We start from the raw sequence: 12,281 nt of genomic DNA, 5'->3' as shown, positions 1-12,281 counted from the left end.
TATGGATGATTTAATTGAGAGATTAAAATCTCATATTCATTGGGAAGAGGGCATGGATGAATCTATGCTCCCTTTTTATATTGAACAAGGGCAGCGGTACGTAAAAAAATCATGTGGAAGAGAAGTGGAGTACCTGGTCATTATGTGCGCAGGTATTTTTTATGAATATCGTGTAGCGGAAAAAGAATTAGGTCAGGCACTTGATGCAATGACACCTTTCTTCATCCAGGAGGTATACGATGCCGAAGAGACAGACAAATAAACTCAGATGGCTGGGAGATCTTCTCAAATTAGGGGAGACGATTAATCCAGAAACAGACCGTGTTGTGATGGGATATCCATTTGAACGTAAAATTCGTTATAACAATATCGGAGTTACAGCTACAGATAAATTTACAACCAAAGATACGAATGAAATTATAAAGAAAATTGAGGTTCGTATTGATAGAGATATTGAAAACAACCAAAAGGATTACCGTGTAAAAGTTGGTGGTCGTATTTACGATATTGAGCGCATTTATGTACGAGAAGAAGACCGAATGATGGAGGTGTCACTATCATATGCAAATTAATTTTCAGCAATTAAGAGACATCATGAAAAAATCAGGTATTCCAGTCTATCGTGATGAAGCTCCTTCAAAGGCAAAGTATCCTTACATTGTGTATGAATTTGTGAACGAAACACATAAACGTGCATCATCTAAAGTTATTAAGTCAATGCCTTTATATCAAATTGCAGTAATTACAAATGGTACTGAAAAAGATTATGAACCATTAACAGCAATTTTTAATGAAAATGGAGTTGAATATGCTTCATTTTTTGGCATTCCCTATGATGAGAATGATGACACTGTAACGCAATTCATAACATCGGTGAGGTGTATTAATTAATGGCTGCTAACAATAATGGATTTGCTGATGCTTTAGAAGATATTAATACGTTGCTTAGAGTTAATAAGCAAGTAGAAATGGATGTATTAGAGGAAGCAGCTAAATATTTTGCATCAAAATTAAAAGCAAATATTAAACTCTCAAACAAGAACAAAAGAACACATTTAAAAAATAGCTTGAAAGTCGTTATAAAAAATGATCGTGTTTCTGTGGAATTTGAAGATAGCGCTTGGTATTGGTATTTAGCTGAACATGGTCATAAAAAAGCGAATGGAAGAGGTCATGTGAAAGGCTTACACTTTTCTCAAAACACATTTGATGCAGAGGGTGACAAAGTAGCCGATATTTTAGCAGAAAAAATAATAGATAAGATGGAAGGATGATATAGATGGCACCGACAACAAAAGCGCAGGATTTATTATATCCAGTGGGGATTGAATCATTATATATTACAATGATGACTGGTGGAAAAGATACAAATCTCGCAATTCCAACATACGAAAAAGATATTTATGTAATGGACATCATTACTGAACTTGGGATTGCAGGAAATAGTACGACAGTTCAAAAATGGGCCAGTAATAAATTATTTGTAAATGCAAGTAAAAATAGTAAATACACATTGTCTTTAAGTTTTGCAGCATTATCACAGGTTGTTAAAGATGCAATTTATGGATATATTGCAACAAAAGGTGTGGTATTTAATAAAGCGACAGTAAAAGAATTCCCAATGTTCGCTTTAGGGTTTGTTGCTCCATTATCGGATGGTTCTCGTGTTGGTCGTTGGTATCCTCGTGTTCAAATTACACCAGCCGAAGAAAAGTTCTCGACAACAACCGAAGAAGCAGAGGTTAAAGACCAATCGTTAGTAATGGAAGCAACCCCGTTATTATTCAATGATGTAACGGAAGTGGATTTTTCAGAAGTTCGTGATTCCGCAACAGGCGTTACAATTAAAGACTTTATGAAACAAGTTATTTGTGATGAATCTCAATTAAATACATTGGGAACAAGTACAGGACAGTAGGGGGAGAATGTAAATGGCACGTTTAAGTGATTTAGTTAATGTTGAAATAAATATAAATAAAATCAAAGTACAGGGTGTAGAAATCCCTGTTATTTTTTCGTTTGAATCATTCCCTTATGTGGAAGAATCTTATGGGAAACCGTATCATGAGTTTGAAAAAGAAATGAATGAAATGGTAGGGAAGGCTAACTTTTCTTTAGGTGAAAAAGAAGCTAAACTGATGCGCTCTTTAATTTATGCAATGGTTCGAAGTGGTGGAACAGAGTGTACACCTATGGAAATTAAGCACGCAATTCCGCTTTACGATGTACCTGGTATCTTCCAAGTAGTATGGGATATCTTTAACGGCCAGAACTTCCAAGTTGATGATATGGAGAAGTTGAAGAAGGATGAAAAAAAGTAAAGAATGTGTTTACCAAGGAATCTCAGTCTGAATTAGACTGGGATTTTTATTTTTATGTTGGTAACACATTGCTTGGTTTAAGTATGGATGACTTTTGGAAAATCACTCCTAATCATTTTTTAAAACAATACATTATGCATCTTCGATACAACAATCCGGATGCATTAGTTGAAGAGAAACCAAAACAAGTCTACACGTTAGATCAGACACCATTTTATTGAGGAATGAGGTGAGAAAATGCCAGGGAATAAAGAAAGAAATGTTGTTCTTAATTTCAAGATGGATGGTCAGGTTCAGTATGCTCAGACATTGAAGCAAATTAACATGGTTATGAATAATGCAGCAAAAGAATATAAAAATCATATTGCAGCAATGGGTCAAGATGCGACAATGACTGATAAATTAGCAGCTGAAAAGAAAAAGTTAGAAATCCAAATGGAAGCAGCTAAGAAACGTACATCGATGTTACGTGCTGAATTTGAAGCAATGTCTAAGGATACTAATACCACCGCTGAACAACTCAATAAAATGTACGGTAAATTGCTTGATGCGGAACGTGCTGAAACTTCACTTAATAATGCAATGAAAAGAGTCAACGAAGGTCTTTCAGAGCAAGCAACTGAAGCACGAGAAGCACGTGAAGACATGGAGAAACTTGAAGCTAATACTAAACAGCTTGAAGCGGAACAAAAGCGTTTAACAAGCTCGTTTAAGCTTCAAAATGCTGAATTAGGTCAAAATGCTAGTGAAGCAGATAAGTTAGAGTTGGCACAAAAACAACTACGTCAGCAAATGGAAATGACCGATAGAGTTGTACACAATTTAGAACAGCAATTAAGTGCAGCAAAGCGTGTATATGGTGAGAATTCCACAGAGGTGCAACAACTTGAGACGAAGTTAAACCAAGCTAAAACCACATTGAAGCAATTCGAGAATTCATTGCAAAGTGTTGGGAGAAGTGGTTCACAAGCGGCAGATGGTATGGCCGAACTAGGTAAGAAAATGGACTTGCACAATATGTTGGAAGCTACTCAGATATTGCAGGGAATGTCTGAAAAACTGATTGAACTTGGTAAATCAGTCGCAGGTGTCGCTATAGAATTTGATGGGTCGCAAAGAAAAATTCAAGCTTCATTGGGATTGACTGAAAAAGGTGCTGAGAACCTTCAGAAAATAGCGGTAGATACATGGAAAAAGGGATTTGGTGAAAACCTTGAAGAGGTAGACAATGCGCTAATAAAAGTCTATCAAAATATGCGTGATGTTCCACATGAAGAATTACAAGGGGCATCAGAAAATGTTTTAACACTTGCAAAGGTTTATGATGTGGACTTAAACGAAGCAACTCGTGGTGCAGGACAATTGATGAGTCAATTTGGTTTATCTACACAAGAAACATTTGATTTACTAGCAGCAGGTGCCCAAGAAGGTCTAAATTATTCAGACGAGTTATTTGATAACCTTTCTGAATATGCGCCTTTATTCAAACAAGGTGGTTTTAGTGCTCAAGAAATGTTTACCATTCTTGCGAATGGAACGCGTGATGGTGCTTATAATTTGGATTATATCAATGACACAGTTGCCGAATTCGGAAAGAAGGTACAGGACGGTTCAAAAGGAACCGCGGATGCTTTTGCAGGGCTTTCAAAAGAGACTCAAGGCGTTTGGAAAGCTTTTAACGATGGTAAAGCAACAGCCGCCGATGTGTTTAAAGCTGTAATAGGCGATTTGGGAAGCATGGACGACAAAGTCAAACAAAATCAAATTGGCGTTGGATTGTTCGCAACTCGTTGGGAAGACATGGGAGCGAAAGCTGTATTAGGGCTTACTGATGTAAACGGTGGCCTTGGTGATGTAAATGGGCGTATGGATGAAATGAAAAAGCTTCAAGAAGAATCATTAGGTCAACAATTCCAAAGCGCATTACGTGAAACACAAACAGCACTAGAACCAATAGGAAAAGTATTAACAGATATGACGAAAGAAATTTTACCTAAAGTAGTTGATGGAGTAAAGAAGGTATCTGAGTGGTTTACTAAACTACCAGAACCAATTCAACAGTTTATTACTGTTTTAGGGTTATTAGGTACAGCATTTCTTATTTTGACACCAATTATTGCCGCACTAGCTGTTTCATTCATGGCACTAGATGGAGCTTTATTACCGATCATTGCAGTTGTTATGGCTGCTATAGTTGGGATTACAGCACTTGTATTGGTGATAAAAAACTGGGGAGCCATAACCGACTGGCTTTCTAAAAAGTGGTCGGATTTTAAAGAATGGTTTGGTGACTTGTGGTCTGGTATAGTTCAAGCTTGTAGTGATGGGTGGGATTCCACAGTTGAGTATTTCTCAGAAGCTTGGTCATCTTTTGTTGAAATGATGCATGAATTTTTTGACCCAATAGGTCAGTTTTTTAGCGATTTGTGGAAGGATATAGGTCAGATATGTAGTGATACATGGAATTCTATTGTTGAATTCTTTTCTGAATCGTGGTCTTCATTTACAGAAATGATGCATAGTTTCTTTGATCCGATTGGTCAATTTTTTAGTGATTTATGGTCTGGAATTGTCGAAACTGCATCTTCTTGTTGGTCGTCTCTTGTCGAAACAGCGTCAGAATTGTGGGGAACATTAACACAAGCCTGGCAGGAAACTTGGAATACCATTCTCACAGTCTTAGATCCTATTATTTCGTTAATTTCTACGGTTCTCGAAGCAGGGTGGCTATTAATACAGGCAGGTGCACAAATTGCTTGGGCGGCAATATCTCAATATATTATTCAGCCGATTCAAGAAGCTTACAATTGGGTAAGTGGACAAATCGGCGAGTTAGTTAGCTGGCTTAGTACACAATGGGAAATAGCAAAGGCTGCGGCACAAATTGGATGGGGTTTATTTAAACAATATATCATTCAACCAGTTCAGGAGACATGGAACTTAGTGAAAGAAAAATTCTCTGATTTAGTTTCTTGGTTAAGTTCACAATGGGAGCTTGCTAAGTCTTATACGTTGGCAGGATGGAATTTAATAAAACAGTATGTTATCCAACCAGTACAAGAATTGTGGAATACAACAAAAGAAAAACTTGGAGATTTGGCAAACTGGATATTAGGAAATTGGGAAAAAATAAAATCCTATACACTTGCAGCGTGGAATTTAGTAAAACAATATGTAGTTCAACCGGCTACAGAAGCTTATAACTCAGCTAAAGAAAAATTCGAGAGTTTGTATAATTCAGCACGTGAAAAATTTGATGCTGTAAAGAATGCTGCACAAGAAAAGTTTGAAGCAGCGAAAAGATTTATTATGGATCCAATAAGAGATGCGGTTGATGGGGTGAAGGGATTCATTGATAAAATTAAAGGCTTCTTTGACAATCTGAAATTGAAAATTCCAAAGCCTGAAATGCCCAAAATGCCACACTTTAGTTTGGAAACTAGTACGAAAAACGTTTTAGGGAAAGACATTACGTATCCATCTGGTCTTAATGTTCAATGGCGTGCTAAAGGTGGTATTTTCACTAGACCAACTATCTTCGGTATGAACGGTGGGAATTTACAAGGTGCTGGTGAAGCGGGACCAGAAGGAGTACTACCTCTTAATAAAAAGACATTAGGAGCAATTGGTGAAGGTATTGCAGCAACTATGTCAAAAGAGCCAACAATTATCAATATTAATAATCCAGTTGTAAGGAATGATAGGGATATTAAACTAATGGGTGAAGAGATTGATAGTGTTCTTGCTCAACGGGGACGTAATGCAAAAATAGGGATAGGGAGGAATTAAATTGCTGGACATGGGAATTGACAATGAATTAGTAAGTAGTTTCGGAGTATATATGGTAGGTCGTCCAGTTATTCCAACCGCCGAACAAGAAGTAGAGCATATAATTGTTCCTGGTAGACATGGTTCGCTTACAAAGAAAGGGGCGTATAAAGATGTCCCTTTTAAAGTCAAATTCAACTTGCTTGAAAATGAAAACATAAAACCATTAATAAGACGTGTGAAGTCATTATTTATTAATGGAAAAACGCTGTTTTTTACTGATGATGAAGTATATCGGAAAATAAAACATGTGAAAATCGGGGATATCGCTAATGACATTGAAGAACATGGAGAGTTTGAAGTGGAATTTACGCTTGATCCTTTTGAATATATTGATACAGCACCAATAGTATTAACAAAACCAGAAAGCATTTTAAATCCTGGAACAGTAGAATCCGAGCCGAAATTAGTGGTTTATGGTAGCGGTGATATAACGGTTACTATTAATGATATATCGTTCCGAATAAAAGGAGTGGCTTATTCCGTTACCATCGATTCAGATCTACTAGAAGCATATGTTGGAACAACATCAATGAATTCTAAAATGATAGGCGAATTTCCACTTTTTAAAGATGGAATAAATTCAATTTCATGGTCTGAAACAGTTACTAAAATTATAGTTGAACCAAGGTGGAGATTTTTATGATTACACTATATAAACCAAATGAGACTGATTTCACACATAATGGAATCGGTATTCTGGATAAGAATATTTACAATGCAACTGTTGAGGAAGAGCTCAACGGTTTATTTGCATTTACATTTAGTTATCCGTTATTCGCTCCATACGGAATTGATATCGATGGTATGAGTATCGTTAAAGTTCCCACGCCAGATGGTGACCAGTTATTCCGTGTTGTGAACCCTAAACCGAGTATGGGAGAACTAACTGTACAGTGTTATCACATCTTTTATGATCTAACAGAGAATTTAATAGAAGATATCTTCATTCAAACCACAAACGGTAATGCTGCAATGAGCCGTTTATCAACAGGATGCCAATATAAGCATCCTTTTATTTTTTATTCCGATATACCGACTATAGCAAGTGCACGTATTGTAAGGAAAAATCCAGTTGAAGCAATGTTAGATACGAGTTTAGATAATTCTTTTATCAATCGGTGGGGCGGAGAATTAAAACGAGATAATTTTGATGTTAAAATGCTCAAAAGTCGTGGTATGGATCGTGGTGTTGTTATTCAACACAAAAAGGATTTATTAGGCTATGAGGGTGATGTGGATTGGAAGAGCCCGATTACTAAAATTATGCCACAAGGATTTGACGGATTATTTTTACCAGAAAAGTATGTAAACAGTCCACTTATAAATAAGTATCCTCATCCAAAGATAAGAGTCGTGGAATTCAAAGATATAAAAGCAGCTCTTGGTGAGAACGCAAATGATGATGATGCAGTTCCTTTAGAGGAAGCTTATAGACTTTTGCGTAGGGCAGCATATGATATGTTTGAAATTCAAAAGGTTGACCAACCTAAAGCGACATATAAAGTTGAGTTTCAAGAACTATCTCAAACAGAAGAGTATAAGGATTATGCTATTTTGCAACGTGTATATATGGGGGATATCGTTACTGTCAAGCATGTGGAAGACAACATCGATATCCAGGCTAAAGTTATTTCTTATAAATATGATCCAATAAAGAAGGAATATATAAATTTAACAATCGGTAACTTTAAAGAAAATTTCACTGATATGTCAGGTAAAGTGGATCAAATGCATGATGAATTAAAGGATATGCCTGGTTCTATATTAGATGCAGCAAAAGCAAATGCGACGAATCTTATTAACTCTGGATTTGGGGGACATGTTAGGGTTTATCCTGATCGTATTTTGATTATGGACACAAAATCTGAAATGACCGCTTCAAAGGTTTGGCAGTGGAACATCAATGGATTAGGATATTCCCCTTGGGGAGTAAATGGCCCATATGAAACTGCCATTACATATGATGGGCGAATTGTCGCTGATTTTATAACAGCTGGAACACTTACTGGTAATTTAATTAAAGGTGGAGAAATTAGTGGTACCACTTTAAGATCCGATGATACAAAAAACTATGTAAGCATATCTAAACAATTCATGCGAATTATGGAAAGTGATATTGCTCGTATGTTTTTAGGATACTACAAAAATTCGAGGAATGAATTACAACCCACTTTACTTATAGGTGGAGACAATGATATTACAGCTTCACAAGGAGCCCTTGCACTTTATCAGTATTCAAATATTTATCCTAAAGCAGCAGGGATAGGAATTACACGAGGTTATATTGGTGGAAGTAATACAGACTTATATTTTCCTGCCATTATTAAATTTGGTCAAAATGGCGATATAAACGTAAAAGCAGAGGAATATTTGCAACTTGAATCTCAATTGTCATATATGAACCTACAAGCTGGTACAAACTTTGCAGCAAAAGCAAAAAATGATTTTATCGCTGAAGCCACAAATGGAAATATGCATTTCACTGCTGGGCAAAAGTTTTATTACCATAAAAACGGTAAAAGAATATTATCTTTTGATACTTCTTCTGGTGGAGACACGGATCTTATCATGCAATATTGTATGTTGCGTAATTCGGATTATGAGAATGGGTATCTTCAAGTTAAATCTGGTACAGGTTCATTCTATGGTGGAATAATTGCAGGGGATTTTAAAGTCTCCTCAAAACGGAAATATAAAACCAATATCCGAGACATTAAATTTGATGTATTAGATGAAGTAATGAATTGGGATATAAAACAATATAACCTTAAAATGGATGTAGCCAAACTTTATGAAATGCGTATGGATCGTAAAGAGGGGGAACCAACTTTAACGACAAATGACATTCCAACTCATTATGGTATTGTCATTCCAAACGAATCTGAAGAAACAGGAAAGGGTTTGTATGGGATGATTTCACAGCAGGTTAGAGCCTTTCAAGAATACGTAACAAAAACAGACGCTAGAATCCGAGAATTAGAACCAATACAACCAAAGGGTAATATAAAACATAGGAATAAAACAAAACGCAACAGAAGACAAACTAGACACATTAAAAGTAGGATGTTGCAGAAAGGGGTTTAGTATATGCGAGAGGAAGAAATTATTATCGACTTGGCTGATCCAGTGTTTACGAAAACAATCCGTTCTCGGCAGAATGATAAAAATGGTTTGAAAATTATTGTACATCTAAAGAACAAAGGTAAAAGCGAAGATTTAACAGGATACACAGTCAAATATGAAGCGGAAAATCATACAGGACAATTTATGCGTGATGATGCCCAAGTAATTGATGCAAAGAATGGTGTATTTGCATACACGCTATCTGCTGAAGCTGTTTCAACATCGGCAGATTGGACTGCTTATTTCGTTATGGAAAAAAGTACAGAGCGAACGAGTACACCTGATATCCGAATTTCGTTAAAGAGAGATGTTAAAGAGGGAAATATTAAAATAGAAAACTATATTTCTGATTTTGAGATTCTTAAGAAAACGATAGATGAGTTGCAAAAAAAAGTTGATAAGATGGATGTTGTTAAGAAAACCGGAGATACAATGACAGGGCATTTAGTACTTAATGCTCCTGAATCTATCAATTTAAGATATGATATAAACAATGTTCCAGCGTTTGCTATTACGGGGAGACAAACGGGAACTGATAAAGAGATATACTTGTATGATTACACATCAGGTGCAGTTATCATGAGATATAACACGACGCTTGGGTTACTAGTTAACACACCAAATACGAATCTCCTCAAGACAGCAGGCGGTACGATGACAGGTGACTTAAAAATGGCAGGAACATCAATGTTTGAGTCGTTAGGAGCAGGTATCATTCAGGGTGGCGGTTTAGATGCTGCGCGTTGGAGAATGTACCAATCTAGTAACGGAGAATGTACATTTGTTCCTAGTATTACACCTGGAGGTTCTGACTGGAATTGGTCAAAGGCATTCAGAATTAAACCGGATGGCACAATTAAACAAGCAATGGATAAAGATTGGACAAACCTTCCAACAACTGGTGTAGAAAATGTACCTGACAGGATTCCGAAATATAAAAGAAGTGGTGAACAGATTACGGTAATTGGTTCAGTTAAAAATGCAGTAAATACTACAATATTTGCAACACTTCCAGCTGGATTTAGACCAGTACAAAACATTGCTTTCCCAGCACTTGCATATGGAAATGTGCCAACAATTTGTGAAGTCACAGCAAAGAGTGATGGTGGAATTTTTGTAAATGGGGTTCAAAGTGGAAATACAGTTCATATTGCAATGAGCTTTTCAGTTTAGAAATAATAAATCAAGCGTGCAGAAGCAGGCTTTTTTATTTTGAAACGATGCCCAAAGTTAATTTCATAAGAGGTGCATATAATATTTTTAAAAGGATTAAATAGAGTTTATAACGAATAACCTTTAAAAATATGACTTAAAACAGGTGAGGACACTATGACAAAAGAAAAATTTGAAGAAGAATATTGTAAACGTTCAGGCATTACGTTAGAAGAATATCACGAGTATTTCGTGACATTATCATGCAGATGTGGAGAGGCTGATTGTAAAGGGTGGGCTGTTGTGCCAAACAGCCCCTTATCGATAAAAGCACACAAAGAAAATTATAATTAATGATTAGTTCTTTGGTTAGTGAGTTCTTTATATAATTTTTCTACCATACATCTAATCTCACGCGTGCATTTTGTTAGAAACTCTAATACATCCTTATCTGTCCCTTCTATATTGAAGGTAACCCAGTCAATTCGTTCAGCAGATAAACGTTTGTCTAGTAATTTTAGATCAGAAGATTGTCCATTCTCGTCTATTGTGAAATTTAAAGGTATGAGGTCATTTCCAAAAGCAACCGCACAATTTTCAACTGTAATATTGGTGCTATTCTCAATTTTCATAAATCCTGGAATATCAATTGTGAAGTTGTCTTGTCTGCTCTGTTTTATTAGTGAGTCATGTTTATTTTTATTTGCTTTTCTACAAAGTAGGGATAGCCACGAATACTCAGTGTTATTAAAATCCTGAACAGATTCTAATATAGCGTAGACGTTAGAGTTTTCATTTCGTAATTTAGGATAATCGGACTTGATTTTTTCCTTAAAACGCCTTTTAGTATCAGTATATGGGAAGTATTGCTTTCCGCCATTTTGTTTGAGAACTATTTCGTTAATGTCCTTCATGCAATAATCTAAGCAACTTCTTAATTGGACCATTGTAGCTAAAATTTTTGGCTTAGCAATTTCTCGTACATCTTTAGACAATGTAACTTCTTCATATTTATCCTTAATTACTAGTAGGGACTCTTCAACTTCAGCTAGTAATTCTTTTATATCGTCATAACGCAATTAAATCACCTCCTTCTATCTTTTATAATATTAACATTTTTTAATAGGTAAGGGAGAGTGATTATTTTATTGTGAATCCCTTGATAAACAAAAGTTAATGGTAGTATTTGAGGAAGTATTAAAAAAATGGGAGATGTCTATGAGGTGTGTTATTGAATAAAGTTGTAACAACGATTATGCATATGAAGATTTAGATCAAGAAGTTAAGGATTATAGACAAAGGTTTTTTTGAATCTTTAAATCAGGAATGATAATTTCAAACAAAATACGGCTTATATAACAAAGAGGGGCACATAACGTGCTTCTCTTTTTATTTTGAAGAAGGAGGAAAGAATTTGGATCGTATCGATGTATTATTAAAAGCCTTTATTACCGGTTTTGGAGGTTTCTGTGGGTACTTTTTGGGAGGGTGGGATACAACTTTGAAAGTCTTGGTAATTATGGCAGCTATCGATTATTTAACAGGAGTATTTGCAGCAGGATTCAATGGGGAATTAAAAAGTAAAGTAGGTTTCAAAGGCATCGCCAAAAAGGTGGTGCTTTTTCTTTTGGTTGCAGCAGCTACTCAAGCAGATGCGGTTTTGGGCACAAATAGCGCAATTCGTGAAGCGACAATCTTTTTCTTTATCGGTAATGAATTATTATCACTTTTAGAAAATGCTGGTCGTATGGGAATCCCACTTCCACAAGCTTTGACAAACGCGGTTGAAATTTTAGGTAGTAAACAAAAACAAGAAGATAAAAAGGGAGATGTTCAATAATGAAAAAACATATT

The 12,281-nt window shown here is 35.8% G+C and carries 14 protein-coding genes; 13 read left to right on the top strand and 1 reads right to left on the bottom strand.

The genetic code is table 11. The features are described 5' to 3' along the window. The first annotated feature begins 1 nt into the window (after position 1). The 12 genes from CQZ94_RS16970 (at position 2) to CQZ94_RS31230 (ending at position 10,781) form a co-directional block, all read left to right on the top strand. On the top strand, positions 2-262 hold the full coding sequence (locus CQZ94_RS16970) for a head-tail connector protein (RefSeq protein WP_105586310.1): 261 nt from the start codon (positions 2-4) through the stop codon (positions 260-262). Further along, complete coding sequence (locus CQZ94_RS16965; RefSeq protein ID WP_105586309.1) at positions 240-572, top strand: phage head completion protein; 333 nt, start codon at positions 240-242, stop codon at positions 570-572. Before CQZ94_RS16970 ends, CQZ94_RS16965 begins: the two co-directional genes overlap by 23 nt. Further along, positions 562-891 carry a hypothetical protein gene (locus tag CQZ94_RS16960; RefSeq protein ID WP_105586308.1) on the top strand — a complete coding sequence of 110 codons (330 nt, stop codon included), beginning with the start codon at positions 562-564 and terminating at the stop codon, positions 889-891. Before CQZ94_RS16965 ends, CQZ94_RS16960 begins: the two co-directional genes overlap by 11 nt. Next, the gene (locus tag CQZ94_RS16955; protein ID WP_105586307.1) at positions 891-1,274 is read left to right on the top strand and encodes an HK97-gp10 family putative phage morphogenesis protein; all 384 of its coding nucleotides are present in this window, start codon (positions 891-893) and stop codon (positions 1,272-1,274) included. The genes CQZ94_RS16960 and CQZ94_RS16955 overlap by 1 nt, the downstream gene beginning before the upstream one ends. A gap of 5 nt (positions 1,275-1,279) precedes the next feature. Then, positions 1,280-1,918, top strand: coding sequence for a major tail protein (locus CQZ94_RS16950; protein WP_105586306.1), 639 nt, complete (start codon positions 1,280-1,282; stop codon positions 1,916-1,918). Between the two features lie 13 nt (positions 1,919-1,931). Beyond that, positions 1,932-2,321 (top strand): hypothetical protein, encoded by a 390-nt coding sequence (locus CQZ94_RS16945; RefSeq protein WP_105586305.1) that lies wholly within the window; start codon positions 1,932-1,934, stop codon positions 2,319-2,321. A 5-nt stretch (positions 2,322-2,326) separates the two neighbouring features. Beyond that, complete coding sequence (locus tag CQZ94_RS16940; RefSeq protein WP_000494315.1) at positions 2,327-2,542, top strand: hypothetical protein; 216 nt, start codon at positions 2,327-2,329, stop codon at positions 2,540-2,542. A gap of 16 nt (positions 2,543-2,558) precedes the next feature. Next, complete coding sequence (locus CQZ94_RS16935; protein ID WP_105586304.1) at positions 2,559-6,110, top strand: phage tail tape measure protein; 3,552 nt, start codon at positions 2,559-2,561, stop codon at positions 6,108-6,110. Position 6,111: 1 nt separating this feature from the next. After that, positions 6,112-6,795 (top strand): distal tail protein Dit, encoded by a 684-nt coding sequence (locus CQZ94_RS16930; protein ID WP_105586303.1) that lies wholly within the window; start codon positions 6,112-6,114, stop codon positions 6,793-6,795. Next, a complete protein-coding gene (locus CQZ94_RS16925; RefSeq protein WP_105586302.1) occupies positions 6,792-9,236 on the top strand; it encodes a phage tail spike protein in 2,445 nt (814 codons plus the stop codon). Before CQZ94_RS16930 ends, CQZ94_RS16925 begins: the two co-directional genes overlap by 4 nt. 3 nt (positions 9,237-9,239) lie before the next feature. Then, entirely contained in the window at positions 9,240-10,448 is a 1,209-nt protein-coding gene (locus CQZ94_RS16920; RefSeq protein ID WP_105586301.1) for a BppU family phage baseplate upper protein, read from the top strand. A gap of 156 nt (positions 10,449-10,604) precedes the next feature. Further along, positions 10,605-10,781 (top strand): hypothetical protein, encoded by a 177-nt coding sequence (locus tag CQZ94_RS31230; protein WP_181149515.1) that lies wholly within the window; start codon positions 10,605-10,607, stop codon positions 10,779-10,781. On the opposite strand, the gene CQZ94_RS16915 is transcribed toward CQZ94_RS31230, so the two are convergent. Further along, positions 10,778-11,506 carry a hypothetical protein gene (locus tag CQZ94_RS16915; protein ID WP_105586300.1) on the bottom strand — a complete coding sequence of 243 codons (729 nt, stop codon included), beginning with the start codon at positions 11,504-11,506 and terminating at the stop codon, positions 10,778-10,780. The two genes, CQZ94_RS31230 and CQZ94_RS16915, sit on opposite strands and share 4 nt — an antisense overlap. A 335-nt stretch (positions 11,507-11,841) precedes the next feature. Here CQZ94_RS16915 and CQZ94_RS16910 point away from each other — a divergent pair, with 335 nt between their 5' ends. Next, positions 11,842-12,267: a phage holin family protein gene (locus tag CQZ94_RS16910; RefSeq protein ID WP_105586299.1), complete on the top strand. Its 426-nt coding sequence runs from the start codon at positions 11,842-11,844 to the stop codon at positions 12,265-12,267. The last annotated feature ends 14 nt before the right edge of the window (positions 12,268-12,281 follow it).

Origin of the sequence: Bacillus sp. MYb209, from assembly GCF_002975175.1 — a bacterium.
In the GTDB taxonomy this organism is placed as follows: domain Bacteria; phylum Bacillota; class Bacilli; order Bacillales; family Bacillaceae_G; genus Bacillus_A.
This window is presented reverse-complemented; position numbering and strand designations above follow the sequence as displayed.